Origin of the sequence: Actinomycetospora lemnae, assembly GCF_028737315.1 — a bacterium.
In the GTDB taxonomy this organism is placed as follows: domain Bacteria; phylum Actinomycetota; class Actinomycetes; order Mycobacteriales; family Pseudonocardiaceae; genus Actinomycetospora; species Actinomycetospora lemnae.
The window spans coordinates 155,534-176,545 of the sequence record NZ_JAQZAO010000009.1; the positions used below are offsets into that span (position 1 = coordinate 155,534).

General features: G+C 70.8%; 17 protein-coding genes. 5 read left to right on the forward strand and 12 right to left on the reverse strand.

Annotated elements, in window-relative coordinates:
• Positions 1–64 precede the first annotated feature (64 nt).
• Entirely contained in the window at positions 65–487 is a 423-nt protein-coding gene (locus tag PGB27_RS20810; protein WP_274202309.1) for a hypothetical protein, read from the forward strand.
• A gap of 10 nt (positions 488–497) precedes the next feature.
• On the opposite strand, the gene mobF is transcribed toward PGB27_RS20810, so the two are convergent.
• The 12 genes from mobF to PGB27_RS20870 form a co-directional block, all read right to left on the reverse strand.
• Positions 498–4,925, reverse strand: coding sequence for a MobF family relaxase (gene mobF, locus PGB27_RS20815; RefSeq protein ID WP_274202310.1), 4,428 nt, complete (start codon positions 4,923–4,925; stop codon positions 498–500).
• 277 nt (positions 4,926–5,202) lie between these two features.
• Positions 5,203–6,066: a hypothetical protein gene (locus tag PGB27_RS20820; protein WP_274202311.1), complete on the reverse strand. Its 864-nt coding sequence runs from the start codon at positions 6,064–6,066 to the stop codon at positions 5,203–5,205.
• Positions 6,067–6,072: 6 nt separating this feature from the next.
• Positions 6,073–6,447, reverse strand: coding sequence for a hypothetical protein (locus PGB27_RS20825; RefSeq protein ID WP_274202312.1), 375 nt, complete (start codon positions 6,445–6,447; stop codon positions 6,073–6,075).
• Positions 6,444–7,172: a hypothetical protein gene (locus PGB27_RS20830; RefSeq protein ID WP_274202313.1), complete on the reverse strand. Its 729-nt coding sequence runs from the start codon at positions 7,170–7,172 to the stop codon at positions 6,444–6,446. Before PGB27_RS20830 ends, PGB27_RS20825 begins: the two co-directional genes overlap by 4 nt.
• A complete protein-coding gene (locus tag PGB27_RS20835) occupies positions 7,169–9,142 on the reverse strand; it encodes a hypothetical protein (RefSeq protein ID WP_274202314.1) in 1,974 nt (657 codons plus the stop codon). Before PGB27_RS20835 ends, PGB27_RS20830 begins: the two co-directional genes overlap by 4 nt.
• Positions 9,139–11,037: a type IV secretory system conjugative DNA transfer family protein gene (locus PGB27_RS20840; RefSeq protein WP_274202315.1), complete on the reverse strand. Its 1,899-nt coding sequence runs from the start codon at positions 11,035–11,037 to the stop codon at positions 9,139–9,141. Before PGB27_RS20840 ends, PGB27_RS20835 begins: the two co-directional genes overlap by 4 nt.
• Entirely contained in the window at positions 11,037–11,393 is a 357-nt protein-coding gene (locus tag PGB27_RS20845) for a hypothetical protein (protein WP_274202316.1), read from the reverse strand. Before PGB27_RS20845 ends, PGB27_RS20840 begins: the two co-directional genes overlap by 1 nt.
• On the reverse strand, positions 11,386–11,919 hold the full coding sequence (locus PGB27_RS20850) for a hypothetical protein (RefSeq protein WP_274202317.1): 534 nt from the start codon (positions 11,917–11,919) through the stop codon (positions 11,386–11,388). The genes PGB27_RS20845 and PGB27_RS20850 overlap by 8 nt, the downstream gene beginning before the upstream one ends.
• Entirely contained in the window at positions 11,916–12,311 is a 396-nt protein-coding gene (locus PGB27_RS20855; RefSeq protein WP_274202318.1) for a WhiB family transcriptional regulator, read from the reverse strand. Before PGB27_RS20855 ends, PGB27_RS20850 begins: the two co-directional genes overlap by 4 nt.
• Positions 12,304–12,726, reverse strand: coding sequence for a single-stranded DNA-binding protein (gene ssb, locus PGB27_RS20860; protein ID WP_274202319.1), 423 nt, complete (start codon positions 12,724–12,726; stop codon positions 12,304–12,306). Before ssb ends, PGB27_RS20855 begins: the two co-directional genes overlap by 8 nt.
• 324 nt (positions 12,727–13,050) lie before the next feature.
• Positions 13,051–13,281 (reverse strand): hypothetical protein, encoded by a 231-nt coding sequence (locus PGB27_RS20865; protein ID WP_274202420.1) that lies wholly within the window; start codon positions 13,279–13,281, stop codon positions 13,051–13,053.
• A complete protein-coding gene (locus PGB27_RS20870) occupies positions 13,281–13,529 on the reverse strand; it encodes a helix-turn-helix domain-containing protein (RefSeq protein WP_274202320.1) in 249 nt (82 codons plus the stop codon). The genes PGB27_RS20865 and PGB27_RS20870 overlap by 1 nt, the downstream gene beginning before the upstream one ends.
• A 171-nt stretch (positions 13,530–13,700) precedes the next feature.
• Here PGB27_RS20870 and PGB27_RS20875 point away from each other — a divergent pair, with 171 nt between their 5' ends.
• The 4 genes from PGB27_RS20875 (at position 13,701) to PGB27_RS20890 (ending at position 21,008) form a co-directional block, all read left to right on the forward strand.
• Entirely contained in the window at positions 13,701–15,008 is a 1,308-nt protein-coding gene (locus PGB27_RS20875) for a helix-turn-helix domain-containing protein (RefSeq protein WP_274202321.1), read from the forward strand.
• Positions 15,005–15,577, forward strand: a complete 573-nt coding sequence (locus PGB27_RS20880; RefSeq protein WP_274202322.1) for a GNAT family N-acetyltransferase — start codon at positions 15,005–15,007, stop codon at positions 15,575–15,577. Before PGB27_RS20875 ends, PGB27_RS20880 begins: the two co-directional genes overlap by 4 nt.
• Positions 15,578–15,708: 131 nt before the next feature.
• Positions 15,709–20,655: a DEAD/DEAH box helicase gene (locus PGB27_RS20885; RefSeq protein ID WP_274202323.1), complete on the forward strand. Its 4,947-nt coding sequence runs from the start codon at positions 15,709–15,711 to the stop codon at positions 20,653–20,655.
• Positions 20,652–21,008 (forward strand): hypothetical protein, encoded by a 357-nt coding sequence (locus tag PGB27_RS20890; protein ID WP_274202324.1) that lies wholly within the window; start codon positions 20,652–20,654, stop codon positions 21,006–21,008. Before PGB27_RS20885 ends, PGB27_RS20890 begins: the two co-directional genes overlap by 4 nt.
• Positions 21,009–21,012 lie beyond the last annotated feature (4 nt).

Sequence of the window (21,012 nt, forward strand, 5' to 3'; positions counted from 1 at the left end):
ACGTTGTCGACAGTTGCCCGACCTGTACTTCCAGATGTCGGTCCCTGATGTCACCGTGTCTCGCATGGAGGTGACCGACGCGGACGTGGCAGGAACTCCAGCGCGCAACGTCCGCGTACGTCGCGGCGAGTTCGTCGCGGTCTGGCGAGCCGCGTCCGACCGGGACCACCACGACGCAGCGCACGGTGGCGAAGGCTGGTATGCGGCCGCTGTGGCGATGACGTGTCGGTGGCTCGCGACAGCACCGTCCCGGCTCGCGAACGGCCTTGTCGACCCCACGCCAGCGCCTGCAACGCGGCGGACAGCGATGGCGTACGAGGAGTTGATCGAGGCCGAGTGGCTCGCCGCCGAGCGGCTCGAGGAGACGCGCCCCGATCTCGCGCGGTCTCGACCTGGCTGGTGCGAAGGGGTACGGGCGACGCTGCGGTGGGCGTGGCGTCGCCAGGGTCCCCCACCGCTCAAGGCCGACGTTCCGGTCGAGCGGTGATGGCGCGGAGTCACGCGTCGACATCGTCCAGGTCGTCGGCGTTTTCGGCGTCGAGGCCGTCGACAGGTTCGCTCGAGTCGTCAGGGGTCTCGACCTCCTCGTCGCGTGCCTGCCAATGCGTGAGCTGCTCCGCGCGGTGTTCGGCTTCCTCTCTTGCGTCGGCGTCTTCGCGGGCGCGGATTTCGGCGAGCGCGCGGTTCGCCTTCTCGACGGCGGCCGACGTCTCATCGGCAGTGGGCACGCGTACGTGGTCCTCAGCCACCGGGCTCGGCTCCGAGGCGGCCACCTCTCGGATGTCGGGCTCGCTCGGCTCGACCTCGTGGTCCTCGCCGTCGTGGTCCGCTTCGTCGCGGTCCACATCCACGAGTTCGTGCTGGTGCAGGTCGGATGGGCGGTCGCTGACGTCGTCCTCGGTGACGTCGCGGTGGGCCTCGTCATCGGCGACAGCTGCGCGGTGGGCGGCGAGCCACTCGGCTGCGGTGGTGCGCTCCTCGGGTTCGTCGTCGGCGTGGCGAGCGGCGAGCTCGGCCTTGGCTCGTTCGGCGGCGGATCGGGTGCCGGCGGTGTGGGCGAGCCAGCGGGAGCGGGCGTCGTCTAGCTCGCTGAGCTCGGCAGCGCGACCTTCGAGGGTCTGCGCGAGGGTTGCGGTTTGTTCAGCTTCGGCCCGGAGCCGTGTCTGATCGTCGGGGTCAGTGGCCGCGTCCGTCTCGGCGTGACGTAGCTGCGCGTCTTGTTGAGCGCGCGCGGCAGCTTGACGGGTGCCGGCGAGCTCATTGGCGACATAGCGAGGCGCCCAGGCTGCTTCGCGTTCGTAGGCGCGGACACGGACGCGGAGCTGGCCGTCGGAGAACTCGAGCTCCTCGCGATCGATCTCCGGTCGCCCGAGGGCGCGCCAGGCGGCGCGGTAGGCGGCGTAGGCCTCGACCTTGCCTGGCCCCGGAGCGGGGCCGAGCGCGTCCTCGGCGTCATCGTGTCCGATGAGTTCCCGCCAGGCGGCGATGGACCTTGCTCGGTCCTGCCACTGGTCGCGCTCCGCCAGCGTCTCGGGAACCGGACCCAGGGCGTCGGCGAGCCAACGCGGCGGGCTTGTAGCGAGCTGCTCTCCAAGCTCGGCGCCGCGTTGGTCAGCAGCGTTGGCGAGGGAGGAAAGGTAGCGGTCCCAGTCGGCGCGGCCGGTGGCCGGGGTCCAGTCGGCCCAAGTGCGGCCTTCGGGGTCAAAGGTGTGGGCGTCGCGGATGCGGCCGTGGATGACGTTGGTGAGGTTGCGTGCGCCGTCGAGGGGCCGGTCGGTGACCGCCTCACGCAGAACGGTTTCGGGGTCATCGCCGGCCAGTTCGGCGCGACGCAGGATGCGCGTCAGCGAAGCAGCGCCGTCCTCGGCCGCGAGCCGTGCACGGCCGTGGTCGGTGATAGTGCCGTCGGCGGCGAGCTCGTCGAGCCACCGGCTGGTGCGTTCGGTGGCGGCGAGGTGCGCGGCGTCGGCGAAGAGCTCGCCGGCGGTGCGGGTTCTGCCGGATGCGGTGGCGGACTCAGTCGCGGTGGCGAGTGCGGAGGCGGAGTCGGCGTGGTCGTCTCTGGCGATGACCGCGGCCAGGACGGCGACGGGGTCTCGGTGCAACGAGTGGTCCGCGGTGACTCCCTGCGCGGGATCGGTAGGGCCGGTGATGGTGGCGACGTGGGCGGTGTTCGCCTCACGACCGCGGGTGAGTCCGACGTAGCTCGCGGCGCGGCTGGTTCCGGGGCCGGCGACGAGATGGCTCGTGTCGACCGTCGTGCCCTGCGTGGCGTGGATGGTGCCGGCGTAGGCCAACGCGACATCCGCGGCGACGTAGTCGCTGGGCAACGAGATCGGGTGCCCGAGGATCTCCCGGCCATCGGAGTCGCGGCCGTGCACGGGCGCGACGGTCAACGCGCCGTCCTCGCCGAGGGTAGTGACCCGGTAGGTCTCGCGGTTGATCGGGCCCTGCTTGTTCCCCTCGTGGCCCGTCAGCTCCCAGCCGTTGCGGCGTGCGGCGACGAGGTCCCCGACTCCGGCGTAGTTACCGTCGCGACCGAGGCGAACGCCGTGTTGCCCGACCTGTCCGAGGCGAACGAGCTCGGCGCGCAAGATTGCGGAGAGACGGTCGGCCTGGTCGTTGGTGTCGACCACCAGCACCGAGCGCCGGCCAGCGAGGGTTTCAGCCAGCCACGCCCGGCTGGCGGACGCCTCGGCGTCGTCCAGGGTCCCGGCGTCGACGAGACGACCGTGGCGGTGGTACTCGCGCAGCACGGTCTCGTCGCCCTCGCGTAACCGCAACGAGGCGGGCCCTTCCCAATCCTCGCGGAAGCGGCGGGTCTCGCTCAGCTCGTAGCGAGCGCCGGCGTGGGCGAGCAGGTCCATCGCTCCGCCCGCGCCGACGGCCGCGAGTTGCCGGTGATCGCCGACGAGCAGCAGCTTGGCCCCAGCGGCGTCGACATGCTCATGAATGGCAGCCAGTGCAGTGGTGTCGGCCATGGCCGACTCGTCCACCACCACGAGGTCATTGGCGCGGAGCCGCCACCCGGCTGCGTCCTCGACCGGGGCGCCCGCCGCGAGACGCTCCTGGGTGCGCAGCCAACGCTCGATGTTGCGAGCGTCCAGGCCCTCGTCAGCGAGGACCTGGGTGGCGATCTGGCTGGTCGCCAACCCGAAGACGCGCCCGGCGGCTGCGCCGCGGAGCTCGGGGTCGGACCAGGCCTTGGCCAGAGTGCCGACGACGAAGCTCTTGCCGGTGCCCGCCGGGCCGACGAGGGTCTCGATCTGGGCGCCAGAGGTGAGGACGCCGCGGACGGCGGCTGCCTGGTCGACTCCCAGCTCGAGGCCAGACTCCCGCAGTTGGGTCAGGAACCGGTCGGCGACGAAGGCTGGTGTCGCGGCAGCCTCGCCGCGGCGGGCGGCGGCGGTCATCGCGCGTTCGGTGTGGACGTGCTCGGGGGTGGCGTAGAGCTTGGCGCCGGGCGCGTCGTAGGCCGGGCGGCCGTTTGCGAGTCGCAGTTCGTCAGGCAGGGCGTCGTTGCCGGGGCGAGCGGTGTCGAGCGGGGTGGCGAGGTCGAGGCCTTCGTCGGTGAGCCAGTCCAGCAGTCCAGCCACATCGTTGCCGTCGGTCAGGCCGAGGGTGTCGGGCAGGGCATCGTTGATCGCCCGAGTGAGGTCGGCACGGGTCCACGCGGCCTTGCGGGCCTGCACGTCGGCCAGCGCGGTCTCGAGGATCTCCTTGGGAGACCACTCCCCCGCCTGTGGTGGGTCCTGGTCACGCGCGTTGAGAGCGTCTTCGGCAACGGCGCGCAGGCCTCCGGCGACCTCGTCGCGGAGCTGGGCGTCGACGCGATCGAGGAACTGGCTGCGCGTCTCGCCGTCGTGGGACTTCGCTCGGCGGGTGGCCATGGTTGCCTGCCGGGAGAGCCGGTCGCGCTCGAGGCCGTTCGCTTCGCGGCCGTGGTGGGCTTCGAACTCGGCGATGAGCTCAGCGGCCTTCTCGGTGACCGCGCGCCGCCGCGACGAGAACAGGTCGGTGACAGTGTCGTCGATGCCGACGACCTCGCGGGCCTTGCCGTCCGGGCGCATCGCCAGTCGCAGCCCGAGGGCGTGGGCGAGGTGCTCCTCGGTGGTGCGCTCCCCGACCGCGGCCGCGGCGGGCCGGAACTTGTGGATCGCGCGCGAGTCGAGAGTGCGCCACTCGTCGTCCTCGTCGCCCGGGGCGCGGTTGAGGATCGGGTTGTGGATGTGCAGCTGCGGGTCGTGGTCACGGGAGTCATGCTGGAAGAACGACGCGACGACCCACCCGTGCGCGTCGATCCACCGCCCCGCGGCACCGCCGTGGTGCCCGACCCGGGCGTAGCCGGCCTTGTCCTGCAGGTAGGACAGGGCGGCGTTGTTACCCGCCCAGATGGCGTCCTCGACAGCCTGGCGGTACTCGCTCCACGCCGCGGCGGCTTCCTCGTCGCCGCCGTTGCGGGCCTTGACCTCCTCGGCCTCGAACGCGGTGTGCAGCACGGTGACGCTCTTCTGAACGCTGAACGTGGCGTCCAGAAAGGCGACGTTGTGACGAGCCTGCTTGCCCGCCTCGACGCGCAGTTCAGCGCGGCGTTCAGCGCTGGCGTCGGGCTCGCGTTCAAACGCGGCGGCGTACAACTCGTCCTCGGTCGCGTACCGGCGTCCGGTGTGGCCCAGGGTCGGGACCTCGTCCCACCGGTCCGGGTCGACGAACCCCTCGTGCCGCGGGTCGAGGAACCGCTCGTAGATCCCACGCATGTCTTGGGCGTCGACGAGCCCGCTCAGTCCGAGCTTCTCCGCGCCCCGGCCCCACCAGCGCCCGGGCGGCTCGCCGTCGGTGACCGCGCCGGTGTAGTAGGACTCGCGGCCCGTCGCGACCTCATTGAGAAGGTAGTCCGGCGAGTAACCGGACGAGACGCTCAGCATCCGAGCGACCTCGTGAAGATCGACAACGCTGGCTCCGCAAGGACGTCGGCATCACGCCGTTCTTCGGGCCGGCCGAAGGCCGGCCCGGGCCCTCGGATCGTGATGCCTAGGTGTGCGTCTTCTGATCTTTCCCTTGATCTTTTCGTCTCGGTGTCTTGTCGGTCGTGTCTGGTCGTCTGTTCGGCGTAGTGATCGGTGTCGGGAAGTGGTCTTGGTTCTTGATCTTTTTCTTGGCTCTGGTTCTTGCTGGTGGTCGTGGTGATCGGCTGGTGGTTGGTCATGGTTGGGCCTCGTCGGTGGGGTCGGGGTCGCTGGTGTTGATCAGGTGCAGGGGTAGTGGTCGGTCTCGGAGCGTTTTGAGCGCGGCCGCGGCGGTGCCGCGTGAGACGCCGGCGGCGGTCTCGAGCTCGGTGACCGTCGGCCAGGCGCCGTGGCGCTGCGCGTGGCGCGACGCGGTCCCCTCGGCCCGGTCGCGGGCCGGCGAGGACGCAGTCCGTGACCGGGCAGGGTTGCCCGGGCTGTCCCCGGCCGTGCGCTCGTCGCCTGCTTCCGTAGCGCTGCTCGTCGACGGCCGTACGGGAGCGGACAGCGCCTCGGACTGAACACCCGGCGTGGTGAACGGCCCGGGTTGAACGCTGCCGGGCTGAACGACCACCGGGTCGGACACCTCGTCGTGCGCCGGTCGCGTCTGAACGACGTCGGAAGGCCCGGGCTCCGCGGTCGCTAGGAGGTAGAGCAGGTGGGCGACGACTGCCGCCGCGATCGCCGGCCACGCGCCGACCCCGAACCGCAGCGCCGGGGCGACCTCCACGGTGGGTCCGCCGGCGAGGTAGGCGGCCTGGGCGAGCCCGGACAGGCCGGCCGCGGTGACGACGACGGTCCAGGCGTAGCGGGCCGGGCGCCCGCGCAGGCGGGCGGTGGCGCCGTAGGCGACCAGGGCGAGCCCGTCGGTGATCAGCGGGTAGAGCCACGCGATGCTGGTCGGCACCCGCGCCGCCACGGCGACCTCGAACAATCCGTGGGCGGTGGCGATGGCCGCGCCGAGCGCGACCGCCAGGCCCGGCAGCCACAGCAGCGCACCTTTCCCGCCGCGGAGAGCCGTCGGAGGCTCGCCCTTGCCGGCAGCGCGCTTCTCGACCATCGAGCTTCACTCCGCGTCGGCGTCGTCGGCGCCGTGCTCGGCTGCGCGGTCGTCGGCGTGCCAGCGGTTGAGCTGCTCGCGGCGGGCCTGGTCCGGGAGCGTCTGCGTGTGGTCCTGGTGGGCTAACCCGCGGTTCGCGGCCTGGGCCGCGGTGGGGCGCCTCGCCGGGTCGCGTGCTGCTTGCCGGTCGAGGTCGGCGACCGCTTCGCGGAGGTCGTCGAGGGAGCCGCAGAAGCAGTGGAACTGGTCGGGGGCGATCGCGTTCATGTGCGCGAAGTAGATGTCGCTGAGCCGGTCCCACTCGGCGCGCTCGGCGGCTTCCCGAGCGCGCTGCTCCGCCCGCGTTTCAGCCGTAGCGTCGGCCTGTTCGGCGGCGGTCAACGCGACCACCCCTCGCGGGCGCGGCCACCGTCGACCGCCGCCCCGATGCCCGAACCGTGGCGTCCCGTTGGCTCGTCGAAGGCCGGCTCGGGCGGGGCGTCGTCGCGGGCGGCGGCCCACCACCAGGCGATCGACGTCGCCGCGTCGGCGCCGGGGACCGGGGTGGCACCGAGGGGGGTGCTGTTCCAGCCGGGGCGGGTCTGGTGGCGTTCCCGCGAGCAGGAGCCGACCGCGGTGCGCAGGCGGCGCACGACGCCGGGGCGTTGGCGGTCGTGCCAGTCCCCGGCCAGCTGCACCGAGGCGCCGCAGCCCTCGTAGGCGGCGCGCCAGGCGTGGGAGAGCCAGAGCAGCTCCTCGATGACATCGGGGTGCCAGAGCCAGCACTCGGGCAGCACCGCCGCCCCGTCGGGGTAGCGCAGGAAGACCGCGTGCAGCCAGCGACACAGCTCGTCGAGCAACACCGCAACGGCTTCGGAGTCAGTCGGTGCGGTCAGCCACGAGGGCGACACGGTCGGGCCCGGGCGCGCGGGGACGGCGGCGACGGCGTCGGCGAGCTGGGCGACGGTGCGGGCTAGGTCGTCGACCCGGGTCGGAGTGCCGACCAGGGCTTCCAGGCCGCGGCGCAGCCCGTCGACCTCGCGGGCCAGCCCGGCCAGTGCCTCGACCCGAGCGAACTCGTCGCCGTCGCTCCCGCCGCCGGGCGGTCCGAGTGGGCGGCGGGTCATCGGGTCCACCCCGGCTCGCCGTCGCCCAAGCCGTCCTGGGTGTCCTGCTGCGTCTCCGTCGGGGCGTCGGTGACGCGGTGGTCGTCGTCGTGCCAGCGCTGGAGCTGTTCGCGGCGTTCCTCGCCCTCGGCGCTCGCTTCCCGAGCGGCGATCGCACTACGGAGGTCCTCGATGCGCTGGCGCAGCCGCTGCGGGTCGTCGGGGGCCTCGAGCTGCCCGTCGTCGTGGTCCCTCGCCGGGTCGCAGGTGCCAGCCGCCCAGGCGCCGGTGGAGGGCCACCACCGCCCCCGCGGGTCCGTGAACGGGTCGTCAGCGCTGTCGCCGGTAGCAGGGACGTCGAGGGCGGCCTGGTCGGCGAGACGGTCGCCGGCGACGCGGTCCTCGCCGTGCCAGTCCTCGACGGTGGCGAGCGCGTCGAAGTCCGGTTCGTCGTCCGCGAGGTCGTCGAGGGCGTCGCGCTCGGGCAGCGGGGCGAGGCCGGCGAGGGCCTCGAGCCGTCGGTACTGCGCCCACGCGTGGGGGTCGTGGTCGTGGGCCCAGTCGGAGTGGACCGCGCGCTCGCGGGCGGCGTCGAGGGCGTCGTCGACCTCGGTGTTTGTCGGCGGCGACCAGCCCGACGCGGGCGGGACGTTCTCTGCGAGCCACGAGGTGCGTGCCGCGGCTTCGGCGTCCGAAGCGGGCTCGCGCCAGTCCGGGTCGCCGTAGTCCGCGGCCGGGTTGAACGGCGAGGTCTCGTCGGGCCGGCTGTCGAGGTAGGCCTCGTGCTCGTCCGCGGACCACCGCGCCGGCTGCGTCGGTCGGGCGGCGCGGACCTGCTCGGCCAGCGTCGCGCGTTCGTCGGCGCTCAGCGCGCGGACCCCGCCGGGCGCGGCCGGGTCGACCAGGACGAACCCGTCGCGCTCGGCGATCGCGGAGGAGGCCTCCCCGTCGACCGCGCCCAGGTCCTTCGCACCGGCTCGTCCGTCGAGGCGGACGACCTGCCCGGTGTCGGGGTCGGTGTAGACGTCGGTGTCCGGGTCGTAGCCCGCGACATCCAGCCCCGCGGCCTGGGCCAGGCTCTGCGCGCGATCCGCGCGCTCCCCCACCGTCAGCTCGCCGCCAGCACCGCGCGCGGCGGTGCTCGGGACGCGGTCGGCGGCGAGGCCGAGGGCGGGTTCGCTGGACGGCAGCGCACCGTCGAGCTGCTGGCGCCACGTGGCGGCCTCAGCGGCCAGCGCGTGGTCGTAGTCCTCGCGGACCAGACCGATGTAGCCGGCGACCTGGGCCGGGACGCTGATCGCGGGCTGTCCGGCGGCGCGGCGCTCGGCTTCGTCCCATGCGGCGTCGAGGTCGCGCAGCGCGGCGGCCTGGTCAGCGGCGCTTCCGGTGTGGGCGATCTCGTCGCAGTAGGCGGCCCGGGCGATGAGCTCCCGGTCGGTGAGCTGCGCGGGCGGCAGGGTCGGGTCCGGCGTCGGCCACGCCGGGTGAGCTGCGGCAGCGCCGGTGTCGTGGTCGGCGGTCTCGCTCATCGAAGCCTCCTGTACTGGTGCGGCCGGCTCGTCGTGACCGAGCTCGTGCTGGGGCTCGTCGGCATCGAGGCGGTAGCGGTCGTGATCGAACTCGAGGCCCGCCGCCAGCGCGGCGGCCTCCGCGCGCGTGAGCTGCCGGGCGTGGTCGGCGCGAGCCGCCTCGGCGGTGGTGCCCGTCGCGGCGGCGACGTCGTCCCAGGTGGCGCCCTCGGCGCGGGCCGCGGCCACGGTCTGCCAGCGCCAGCCCTTGAGCAGCGAGGCGAGTTCGTGCTGTGCGGCCAGCGCCGCGGTCCTCGACGGCGCCTCCTGGCCGTCGAGGAGGGCGTGCAGCGCGGCCGCGCGCTCGGTGTCGCCGGCGTTGGCGGCACGGCCGGCGGCGCGGGCGAGGACGTCGCGCCTGTTCCACGCCTGCCAGGTCGCCAGCAACCCCTCGAGGCCCGGCGAGGGCTCGAGCGGGCTCACCGCCACCACGTCCCCTCGCCGCGGTCCTCCTCGCCGATCACGGGCTCGACCACCGGTTCGACGTCGATGACCAACGGAGGTCCGGCGTCCGACGGCGGGCGAGGTACCGGCACGGTCGTCGCGCTGCGGCGCCGGGTCGCCAGCCGGTGCCACAGGTCGGTCAGACGGGTCTGCACGGTGCGCCGGCGCGGGGTGGCCAACCGGCGCACGACGGCGGCGAGGCCGACATCGGCCCAGGCGCGGACGCGCTGCCAGCGACCCCGCCAGCCGGTCGCGACCTGCTGCCGCTGGGCGCGGACGTCGGTGCGGGTCCAGGCCATGCGGGCCCGCCCGATCACCGGGGCGATCCCTCGCCGGTACACCACGACCTTCCCAACCGGGAGGTTCGCGATCTGCGCCGGGGCGAGCACCGGCACCTTGCGCACCGTCCGGCTTGCGACCCGGCCGTGGAGGTCGGTGGTGGTGACCCGTTCGTCGCGCTCCCCGGCCAGGGTCGACCAGAAGTGCAGGTCGGCCTGGTCGCGGGTGCCGCCGAACAACATGACCGAGCCGGTGTTGTTCAGGATCGTGGCGGTCTTGTGCTCGCCGTAGCGGGCGAGCAGCTGCGCTCTGGATTGGAAGGGGGCGATGATCGTGACCCCGCGCCCGCCCATGTCCGCGGTCCAGTTCTCCAGCGGCACCGGTGAGATGAGTGCCGCCTCGTCCAGCGCCAGCAGCAACGGCGGGTCCAACCGCCCCGAGGGCCTGGCCACGGCGAGCCGGCGGGCTTCGCGGGCGATGTGCCCGGTCAGCGCGCACACCAGCGGGCCGGTGTCGGCCTCCTCGGCACCGAGCAGGAACACCGTGGCCCGCGCGGCGAGCAGCTCCTCCACGTCGAAGTTGCGCCCGGACGCCGCGGCCGCGGCGGCGGGATGGTTCAGCCACCCGAGGGCCGGCATGATCGAGTTGGTGATGCTGGTTCGGGTGCGGTCGTTGGTGGTGACGAACTGCTCGGCCGCCTTGTCAAAGGTCTCCACCTGACTGCGACGCAGCAGCGCCGGCACCTCGCGGGCGGCACGGTCGTTGTCGGCGACCCAGCCGAGCACGTCGCGCATCGACCCGCCTCCGAGCGCCGCGGCGTGCAGCAGGGCCGCCAGCACCCGGCGGGCCTGGGCGTCCCACCGCTCCGCGTCCCCGGAGGTGGCGCGGGAGGTGGCCGAGACCATGTCGGTGGCGCGTTCCATCGCGGTCACCGGGTCGGTGCAGCCGGTCAGCGGGTCGAAACTGATCGTCGAACGGAGGCCGCCGAGCCCGACCGGGTTGAACACGAACACCGGCCCGCGGCTCTTCTGCCGGATCGGGGCGCACAGCTCGAGCAGGTCGATGCGGGTCGAGGTGACGACGGCGGCGCCGGGGGCGTCGAGGACGCGGCCGGCGAGCCAGCCGGTCTTGCCGGTGCGCGGGCCACCGAAGACCAGGGTCACGTCCTCGATCGAGGACCACACCCGCTGCAGCCCGACCCGGCACAGCTCCACCCCGACCGCCGACGTCGGCGTCGCCCACCCCTCGCGGCGCACCAACGAGCCAAGCGACGGCCGCACCGTGCTCCCGCGGCGTCGCGTCGCGACCGTGCCCGCGTGCCGGGCAATGTCGATCGTGGACGCGACCCCCGCGCGGCGCCGCGACCGCGCCGACCACCGCGTGACCGTCGCCCGGGAGCGGGACCAGCGGTGCCACAGGACCAGCGCGAGCACGGCGCTCCCGACCAGCAGCGCCGGCCACGACAGCGCCTGCAGCAGCGTCGTCGCGGGCAGCGCCGCCAGCGCCCCGCACACCAATGCCGGCCGGACCGCGCCCCGCATCAGCTGCACCACGGAGGCGCCCACCAGCAGCACCAAGATCAGCAGCGTCGCCATCACCGTGACCACCTGTTCTCAGGCGGCGGCAGCTCACCGGCGTCGGTGACGTCGGCGAGCCAGTAGCCCCCCGCGTGGTGCGCGAGCTGGAAGCGCACGGGCTCGCCGGTGATGCGGTGGGCCCAGGCCTGCGCGGCGTCGTCGGTCAGCGGCTCGTCGGTACGGCCGGCCACGACGCCGTCGATGAACAACGCCCACGTGATCGGCTCACCGCACGGCACGTCCCCGAGCACCAGCCCGAGCACGCTCCTGGCGACGTCGGCGCGGACCAGCTCGATCCCGAGCAGCAGCGGCACGGTCGCGTGCGCCTGGTTGTCCGGTGCCGGTGTCGTGCTCGTCGGTCGGCGGTTACGCATCGGTGCCTCCTTCGGTCCTCCACGCCTCGAGCGCTGCGACGCGGCGAGGGCAGTCGTCGTGATGGCCGGTCTCGCGGTCGTCGGGGTGCGAGGCGAACGGGCCGGCATCGCGCACCCGTGCCGCGCACGTCGTGCACGTCCACACCGCCGACGCCGGCGCCCCGGCCCGGGGCGAGGGCGCGGGCGGTCGGTGCTCGACCAGCCACTCCCACGCCGCCTCCGCCCGGCTCGTTCCGCCGGGTTCTGCACGCAGGTCCAGCGCCTCACCGACGTCGTCCCAGGTGCGACCCGCGCCTCGGGCCCGCAGCGCCCACTCCCGCAGGGCACCTGTGGCCACCTCGGCGACCAGGCGGCCTGCCTGCACTCCTGCGAGGGGTTCGTCCAGCACCGGGCGCGACAGCCCGTGGAAGCCCTCGACCGGCTCCATCGCCTCGGTGGCGCCGAACGCCGACACCGCCACGCGCCGCACGTGCTCGCGCGTCGACCACGCGGCTTGCTCCCGCCGGCTGACCTCGATCGCGCTCACCGAGGATCACCTCGGCCCGACGCGACCTCCTCGCGAAGTCGGGACACCCAGCGGTCGACGGTCCGTACCGTCACCCCGCACTCGTGGGCGATCTCCGGGTGCGAGCGCCCGGCGTCGAGGAGTGCCTGCCACCGCGGGGTGTCGGCCTTGGCGAGGCTGTCCGCCGACCGCACTCGGCGACGCTCCTGCTCGGTGAGCCCTCCGGCGATGCCGTGCGGCAGCCGCAGCAGCGCGTCGGCGAGGCACCGGTCGCGGACGGGACAGACTCGGCACACCGCCTTCGCCGCCGCTACCTGCTTGCGCACGAGCAGCTCGTCCGAGGACTCCGGGAAGAACAGCTCCGGGTCTACTCCGCGGCAGGCCGCCTGACCGCGCCAGTTCGAGTCAGCCATCGCTGCTCACCAGGCCCTCAACGGCCGTCGCTCCGTTGGCATCGGCCGCTGGCGCGTTGACGCGCTGGGGACGCGCCGTGGCGAAGCGCAACGACGCACCGAGCTCGTCGACCTCGAGCTCGATCACCTGGCGGCGCTGGCCCTCGGCGGTCTCGAACGACCGCTGCCGGAGGCGGCCCACCACGACGACGTGGTCGCCCTTGCCGAGCGACTCCGCGGCGTTCTCCGCGAGCGGGCCCCACGCGACGCATCGCAGGAACAGCGCGTCCCCGTCGACCCACGAACCGGATTGGCGGTCGAAGCGCCGCGGCGTCGAGGCGACCGTGAAGCCTGCTCGTGCCGCCCCGCTCGGCAGGTACCGCAGCTCCGGCGCCTCGGTCAGGTTCCCGATGATCGTCAGCGTCGTCTCGTTCATCTTTCGTGCTCCTCAATAGGTGATCAGCTGCGTCCGCTGCACAGCTGGTGATGGGGGCCCGCCGGTCGGCGGGTGCGGGCGCTCCCTCCTGCCTGCACCCCGCTTCGGGGCGCCGCGGGCCGTCGAGGTCTCTCGGGTCAAGGGACGGACGCAGTCCGGCCGCGCAGCGGCGCCGTCGGCGCCCTTGAGGCGGGAGGAACGGCCCGCTCACGCTCGGCGGGCTCATCCCGGGCGCCGCCGGACGGCGGCTCGACGTCGCTCCTCGGCCCCGCGGCCTTGAGCGAAGAGAGATCCGTCGGAAGCCGAAGCCGTGCGCCCGGGCCGTTAACCGTCAGTCGGTGCGCCTGCCTCGCCCGACAACGCCGGCGTCGTCGCCTGATCCACCGCCGACATGAAGCCGCCGATGGCTCCCGGCAGGCCCTGGCCCACTGGAGTGCCGATGAACAGCACCAAGGCGATCAGCGAGAACACGACAGCGCCGGCAGCCGACCTGGTCTTGGCGCAGATGAAGGCGCCGAGGACGGCTCCCAGGATCAACAGCCCGACGCTGCCCATCACCGACCAGCTCCCCGCGTCGCGGACGTCCACTCGGCCGCGTCCACCAGCGATCCATTGGTGATCGTCGTCGCCGTCATCGCCTCGAGGGCCTTGGCGGGAACGATGAGGCGCCCACGGATGCGGACCGCCGGGAATTCGCCGGCACGAATTGCTCGGTAGAGCGTCACCGGCGCAGCGCCAAGGATTCGCGCGGCCTCGGCCACGCTGTAGAACCGCGGGGTTGAGTTCTCATCCGTTGTCGTCATGCTTGATCCCTCCTCGTCCCGCGCGGTCGTCCTTGCGGGAGGTCGTGGGACCAAGTAGAGCTAGGGAGCCGATCTCAGAGATGGGTCCTATGCAGTCCTGAATAGCGACACCCGAGCCTGCATAGGCGCGGTACTCTCACGACGGCTCGCGCGAGACCACGAGGGGGCGCCGTGGGAGACGAGAAGGTCGTTGTTGCGCAAGCGTTACTTGATCAGACCAATCGTGCGGCGACTGCAGCAGGCAACGTCGGCGCGATCATTCGGGCGGCGCGCCTCGCCCTGGGCCTGAGCCAAGCCGGCCTGGCCGCTCGTGTCGGGTACGTCTCGCAGGCCACTGTCTCCCGCATCGAGCGGGCGTCGACGCGGGCTGCGAAGGACGCTGCCGTCCTGGCCGACTTGGCCCGCGTCCTCCACGTTCCGCCAGGAACCCTGGGTATCGCGCCACCGCGATCATCGACTGTGAGCAGTACGCTCGACGATGTGAGGCGGCGGGACTTCCTCGGTGGAGCGGCGGCCCTCACGGCAGCGGCGCTCCTCCCGGGAAGCATCGCGTCTCCGTCCGCCGTCGGTCAGCCGGATGTCGACCAGGCGTGGCGCGCGCTCGAGCGCCTCTTCGAGCTGGACGATCTCCAGGGTGGGGTCCAGCTGTACGAGGTGGCCGACGCCATGGCCCGCCGGCTGGGCGATGCTCTGCGTGCCGGTCGGTACAGCGAGGACGTCGGCGTCGCCCTCCGCGCCGTCACCGCGACCACCATGGAGCACGCGGGCTGGCTCGCGTTCGACGCGGGCCAGGGCGCGGTCGCGCGCTCCTGGTGGCTCGAGACGATCCACCTTGCGCGCGACGTCGGAAGCGTCCCGACCGCCCACGTCGCAGCGCTGGCGTCGATGTCCCTGCACGCGAGCGGCAGTCCCGGCCACGTCCGCGAAGCGGCACCGCTCGCGGAGGCGGCCCGGCGCGCCGCGCGCGAGAGCGCATCCAGCCCCACGTTGCAGTCCGTGCTGGCCGCCCGGGAGGCGGTCGGACACGCTCAGACCGGAGACCGAACGGCAGCGCGCACCGCTCTGATCGAATCCCGCAAACAGCTCGAACTCGGACCGCGTGAGGACGATCCGCTCTGGCTCCAGTTCTGGAGCCCGGCCGACTTCGCGTGTCACGAGACCCGCGTCGCCCTCGCGTTCGGCGACGGGAAGTTGGCGGAGCGATCCGCGCGGGTCGCACTGGCGTCCGCGGATGAGGTTCGATTCCCTCGAAATCACGCGATCTACTCAGCTCGGCTCGGCGCAGTCCTGACCCGCACGCGGCAACTCGACGAGGCAATCTCCGTGACCAGCGGGGCGGTGAAGCGCATTAACGATCTCAGCGGGTCCAAGCGGATACTCGTCGATCTTGCCACAACCGTGGACCAGCTCGCAGCGCAGTCCTATCCGCCAGCTCGGCAATTCGCGAGTGCGGCTCAACGATTGATCTCGGCAGCATGACGGCGTCCACCGAGGCCGTCATCACGACGTACGGCGCGAACGAGAGCGAGCAGGCCTTCGACGTTGTCCGGGCCATCTACAGCGAGGTCTACGCGGAGCCGCCCTACCTCGAAGGTCCCGCCGACTTCGATGACTTCGGGCAGTCGCTACCTCGCCGTGCCGCTGCACCTGGCTTCCGCCTCGTCGTTGCTCGGGTGGGGACCGAGGCGGTGGGCTTCGCGCTCGGCCACGAGCTCGGGGCGCGGACGAGGTGGTGGGACGGCGCGCTGGCCCGGCTGCCGGAGGACGTGACGAGCGAGTGGCCAGGCCGGACCTTCGCCGTCATCGAGCTCGCGGTGCGGAAGCCTTGGCGTCGGCGGGGCTACGCCACCCAGCTGCACGCTCATCTCGTCGCAGGGCTGGGCGTCGTGCGTCTGACCCTTCTCGTGCGCCCCGACGCGGAGCCGGCTCACCGCGCCTACGAGGCCTGGGGATACGAACGCGTCGGTCAGGTGCAGCCGTTCGACGACGGCCCGATCTATGACGCGATGCTGCGACCGCTGGTACCGAGGCGCTCCGGCGTTCCGTGAGAGGCCGAGCCCGAACCTCGCTCCGCCCACCGGCCGGTCCGGGTGCGGTCGGGACCGCGGCGATCGCGACGTAGGCTCCGCGGCTAGATCCGTCCGGCTGGGTACGGATCAGAAGGGGGCAACCAGCGGCCATGGGTTCGATCCACGAGGTCATCGACGCGCTGCGTCAGGAGCCGTCCAACTCCGAGCGCGGGACCAAGTTCGAGCAGCTCATGGTGCGCTACTTCCAGCTTGACCCGATGCTCTCGCAGCAGTACGACCAGGTGTGTCGATGGATTGACTGGCCGGGTCGTGACGGTAAGGCCGACACGGGGATCGACCTCGTCGCCCGTGAGCGCGGCTCCGGCGAGTACACCGCGATCCAGTGCAAGTTCTACGAGCCGACCACGACGCTGGCGAAGGAGCACATCGACTCGTTCTTCACCGCATCGGGCAAGAAGCCGTTCACCAACCGCGTCATCGTCTCGACTACCGACAGGTGGGGGAAGAATGCTGAGGAGGCCCTCGAGGACCAGACCGTTCCTGTCCAGCGAATCGGGCTGGCCGAGATTGCTGACTCCCCGATCGACTGGGACATCGCCTGGCCCGCCGAGGGCCTGACGATCGAGCTCAGCGAGGCGACGCGCCACGAGCCGCGCAAGCACCAGGCCGAGGCAATCGACGCGGTGTTCTCGGGGTTCGCCCTCGGCCACGACCGCGGCAAGCTGATCATGGCGTGTGGTACAGGCAAGACGTTCACCGCACTCAAGATCGCCGAGCGGTTCGCGGCCGAGCACGGCGGATCGGCGCGGGTGCTGTTCGCAGTTCCCTCAATCTCGCTTCTATCGCAGACGCTGCGAGAGTGGTCGGCGCAAACGCAACTTGACCTGCGGGCGTTCGCGGTCTGCTCCGACACCAAGGTCTCACGGGCCGCCGAGGACATCGGTGTCCATGACGTGGCAATCCCAGTGACGACGTCGGCGGAGAAGCTCGCCGACGAGATGAGCCACCGCAAGCGTGCCAAGGGCCTGACCGTCGTATTTACGACCTACCAATCCATGCCGCAGGTCGCCGCGGCTCAGAGTATCGGGGTCGACCCTTTCGATCTCGTCATCTGCGACGAAGCGCACCGCACCACCGGCGTCACCGTCGCCGGCGCCGACGAGTCGCACTTTGTTCGCGTCCACGACGCCAAGTTCCTCCGTGCCGCGCGGCGGCTCTATATGACTGCGACGCCGCGCATCTACGCCGAGACGGTGAAGGCCAAGGCTGAGGAGGTCTCGGCGGAGCTGACCTCAATGGACGACGAGAACGTCTATGGCCCTGAGCTCCATCGACTGTCGTTCGGCGACGCCGTTGAACGCGGTCTGCTGACCGACTACAAGGTCCTCGTCCTCACGGTCGACGAGGAGCTCGTGGCCGCGCCGCTGCAGAAGCAGTTCGCCGGGCGAGAGGGCGAGCTGCGCCTGGACGACGCCACGAAGATCGTCGGCTGCTGGAACGGGCTGGCCAAGCGCGCCGGCAACGCCCCCGACGGCAGCGGATTTGCCCCTGGTGAGGCCCCGATGCGCCGCGCAGTCGCCTTCGCGGAGAACATCGCCGCATCCAAGCAGGTCGCCGGGCTGTTCCCCGAGGTCGTCGACGCCTACCGCGACCTGCTGACCGCGTCGGAGAACGACGGGGCCGAGATCAGTCCGACCAACCTCGACCTCGGCTGCTCTGTGCGCCACGTCGACGGCACGTTCAACGCCCTGCAGCGCAACCGAGAGTTGCAGTGGCTCAAGGCGCCCGTGCCCGAGGGCGAGTGCCGCATCCTGTCCAACGCGCGTTGCCTCTCCGAGGGCGTCGACGTGCCAGCGCTCGACGCGGTGCTCTTCCTGCACCCGCGCAACAGCGTCGTCGACGTCGTTCAATCGGTCGGGCGGGTTATGCGCAAGGCCGAGGGTAAGGACTACGGCTACATCGTCCTGCCGGTCGCCGTCCCGGCTGGGGTCTCACCGTCCCAGGCCCTGTCCGACAACCGCCGTTTCAAGGTCGTCTGGCAAGTGCTCAACGCCCTGCGCGCCCACGACGACCGCTTCAACGCGATGGTCAACTCTATCGCGCTCAACGCCACGGAGCCCGGCGCCGAGAAGGGCCAGGGCTCCGACAAACTCCTCGGCGGACACATCGGCGCCACGAGCGGCAGCGACACCGAGACTCTGAGTGGGAAGGAGCCCGGTGGGGCGGCGTCGCCTGCAGATACTGAGACGACCACGGCGGTCGGCAGCGGGCTGCCGGCGCAGATGGCGCTGTTCTCGCTGTCGCAGTGGCAGGAGGCAATCTTCGCGCGGATCGTCGATAAGGTCGGCACCCGCACCTACTGGGAAGACTGGGCCCGCGACGTCGCCGACATCGCCTCGACGCTCGTCACCCGCATCGCCGCACTGCTCGATGCCGCCGATGCTGACGTGGCCGATGCGTTCGACCAGTTCCTCCAGGGGCTGCGCGACAACCTCAACGAAACTATCACCCCAGCAGACGCAATCAGCATGCTCGCTCAGCATCTGATAACGCGGCCGGTCTTCGACGCGTTGTTTGCCGGCCACGGCTTCGCTGAGAGCAACCCGGTCTCGCAGGTCATGGAGGCGATGCTCGCCGACCTCGGCGACGTCGGGCTCGGCGCCGAAACTGCCCACCTCGAAACCTTCTACGCGTCGGTTCGTGTCCGAGCCTCGGAGGTGACCACCGCCGAGGGCAAGCAGAAGGTCATCGCCGAACTCTACGAGCGCTTCTTCAAGATCGGTTTCGCTAAGCAAGCAGATCAGCTCGGCATCGTCTACACGCCAGTGGAAGTTGTCGACTTTATCCTGCGCGCCGCCGACCAGGCTTCTCGCGACACGTTCGGGCGCGGGTTGACCGACGAAGGCGTCCACGTCCTCGACCCCTTCACCGGCACCGGCACCTTCATCACCCGCTTGCTGCAGTCGGGTTTGGTACGCCCTGAAGACCTCTCGCGCAAGTACGCCGGCGAACTCTTCGCCAACGACATCATGCTGCTTGCCTACTATGTGGCCGCGGTGAACATCGAGACGACCTACTATGCCCTCAAACCGGACGAGTCCTACTCGCCGTTCGAAGGCATCGTGCTCGCCGACACCTTCCAGATCACCGAGGCCGACGACAGCTTCGACGCCCTGGTGTTCCCCCAGAACAACGAACGCATCAACCGCGAGCTCGCCACCCCGATCCACGTCATCGTCGGCAACCCTCCCTACTCCGTCGGCCAGACCTCGGCCAACGACCTCAACGCGAACGTTTCGTACACCACCCTCGACGGCCGGATCGCCGATACTTACGCCAAGCGGTCCACTGGCACGAGGAAGTCGCAGCTGTACGACTCCTACATCCGAGCCTTCCGGTGGGCGACCGACCGCGTCGGCGACGACGGCATCGTCGCGTTCGTCTCCAACGGCGGCTGGATCGATGGCAACACTGCCGATGGTATTCGACTCTCTCTTGCCGACGAGTACAGCCGCATCTACGTCTACAACCTGCGCGGCAATCAGCGAGCCGCGGGCGAGCTATCACGAAAGGAAGGCGGCAAGGTCTTCGGCTCGGGCAGTCGCAACACCGTCGCCGTGTTCATTGGCGTCAAAGACTCGGCCGCCGTCGGCTCGTGTGAGATCGCGTATCGCGACATTGGCGACTATCTCGACCGAGAGGAGAAGCTCCGAACAATCGGTACCGCAGACCTCACGTCCGTCGAGTGGCGAAGGCTGGAACCGAACGCTCACGGCGACTGGACAGCATCGAGGAGCGCGGACTTCTCCGAGTGGCCATCCATGGGAGGCAGGAATGCAGCCCTGACAGTCTTCGCCGAGTACACGCTGGGACTCTCGACAAACCGCGATCCTTGGGTTTACAATTTCTCCTCGGCTCGCCTTCGGGCGAACGTTGAGAGACTTGTCGCGAACTACAATTCAGAGCTCGCTCCCTTCCGTCGCTCGAAAGCCTTCCGTGACTATCCAGTTCGCAACGAGAAGACCGTTTCGCTGTACCTCGAGGGCAAGCCCGAGTCGGCGAGGGAGGATTTTGTCAAGTGGTCTCGAGGTCTGCGCGCCGACCTCGCCCGCGGGGTGACGCTGGAACGACGAGAAGACGCGGTCCGCGCCGGTAGTTATCGTCCGTTCGCGCCCCAGCATGTCTACTTCGACGATCACCTCAACGAGGTGACCAGCAAGCTTGGGTCCGTCTTCCCGACAACGACACACCACAACCTCGGCATAGTCGTGACCGGACCAGCGTCGCACTTTGAGTTCACGCCCTTCATGACTGACCTCCTGCCGAATCTCCATGTGCTCGACTCGGCCCAGTTCTTCTCTCGCTGGACCTACGAGAGGGCCGGATTACCTGACGCCAGTCTTAATCTCGATATGGACGCTGGCGAAGTCGACGAACACGGATACCGGCGGATTGACAACATCACCGATGCCATCGCGGAGCACTACGAGACGGCGCTGGGCGCGCCGGTAGGCAAGGATGACATCTTCTTTTCAATCTACGGGCAACTTCACGACCCGTGGTACCGCGAGACGTACGCCGTCGACTTGCGGAAGATGCTCCCGCATATCCCGACACCGTCAACACGCGAGCGCTTCGACCAACTCGCGGAGGCGGGCCGCGCTCTCGCCGACTTGCACGTGAACTATGAGTCGGTCGAGCCCTATCCCCTCGACGTGAGACTTAAGCCCGGCGCCGACCCGGCCGACCGCGAGACTTGGCGGGTCACCAAGATGAAGTGGAAGACCAGGGGCGATCACACAACGATCGTCTACAACCCGAGGGTCACGATCACGGGCATCCCGGAGGCAGCCGAGCGCTACCAGCTCGGCTCGCGCAGCGCGGTGGGCTGGATAATCGATCGCTGGCAGCGCAAGGTTGACAAGGCCTCCGGCATTGTCAACGACCCCAACGATTGGTGCGACGAGCACAACGACCCGCAGTACATTGTCAAGCTCATCGGACGGGTCACCACTGTTGCCCTCGAGACCATGGCGATCGTCGATCGCCTCCAAGCCGTCAGAACTACGAGCGACACCGAGGTGAGGGACCCGTGACGAACAACTTCGGCGACGTCAACGTCACCACCGGCGCTGGCAGCAACGTCGGTATGGGCTCGCACATCAGCCAGTCCGTGACCGTCAACGACCCCGACGCCCTCCACCGCTTGGGCGTCGCTGCGCAGGAGCTGGCCGACCTGCTCAACGGCGGGGCCGATGTCGAGGAGCTACGGGCGGCTGGCCAAGAAGTAGAGCGCACGGCGAAAGACCCCACGAAGTCGACCGAGGCGGTCGCAGCAGGGCAGCGGGTCGTTAGTGCGCTTGGTGCCCTCAACCTGCTCGTCGCCGGATCGTCCGCCCTGAACATCATCAACATCCTCACGGACTTCGCGAACGCGGCGCTCGGCTGATGAG

Excerpts from the sequence above, each read along its gene's own strand:
- PGB27_RS20810 (WP_274202309.1), top strand. The coding sequence starts at position 65 with ATGGAGGTGACCGACGCGGACGTGGCAGGAACTCCAGCGCGCAACGTC.
- mobF (WP_274202310.1), bottom strand. The coding sequence starts at position 4,925 with ATGCTGAGCGTCTCGTCCGGTTACTCGCCGGACTACCTTCTCAATGAG.
- PGB27_RS20820 (WP_274202311.1), bottom strand. The coding sequence starts at position 6,066 with ATGGTCGAGAAGCGCGCTGCCGGCAAGGGCGAGCCTCCGACGGCTCTC.
- PGB27_RS20830 (WP_274202313.1), bottom strand. The coding sequence starts at position 7,172 with ATGACCCGCCGCCCACTCGGACCGCCCGGCGGCGGGAGCGACGGCGAC.
- PGB27_RS20840 (WP_274202315.1), bottom strand. The coding sequence starts at position 11,037 with ATGGCGACGCTGCTGATCTTGGTGCTGCTGGTGGGCGCCTCCGTGGTG.
- PGB27_RS20845 (WP_274202316.1), bottom strand. The coding sequence starts at position 11,393 with ATGCGTAACCGCCGACCGACGAGCACGACACCGGCACCGGACAACCAG.
- PGB27_RS20855 (WP_274202318.1), bottom strand. The coding sequence starts at position 12,311 with ATGGCTGACTCGAACTGGCGCGGTCAGGCGGCCTGCCGCGGAGTAGAC.
- ssb (WP_274202319.1), bottom strand. The coding sequence starts at position 12,726 with ATGAACGAGACGACGCTGACGATCATCGGGAACCTGACCGAGGCGCCG.
- PGB27_RS20865 (WP_274202420.1), bottom strand. The coding sequence starts at position 13,281 with ATGGGCAGCGTCGGGCTGTTGATCCTGGGAGCCGTCCTCGGCGCCTTC.
- PGB27_RS20870 (WP_274202320.1), bottom strand. The coding sequence starts at position 13,529 with ATGACGACAACGGATGAGAACTCAACCCCGCGGTTCTACAGCGTGGCC.
- PGB27_RS20880 (WP_274202322.1), top strand. The coding sequence starts at position 15,005 with ATGACGGCGTCCACCGAGGCCGTCATCACGACGTACGGCGCGAACGAG.
- PGB27_RS20885 (WP_274202323.1), top strand. The coding sequence starts at position 15,709 with ATGGGTTCGATCCACGAGGTCATCGACGCGCTGCGTCAGGAGCCGTCC.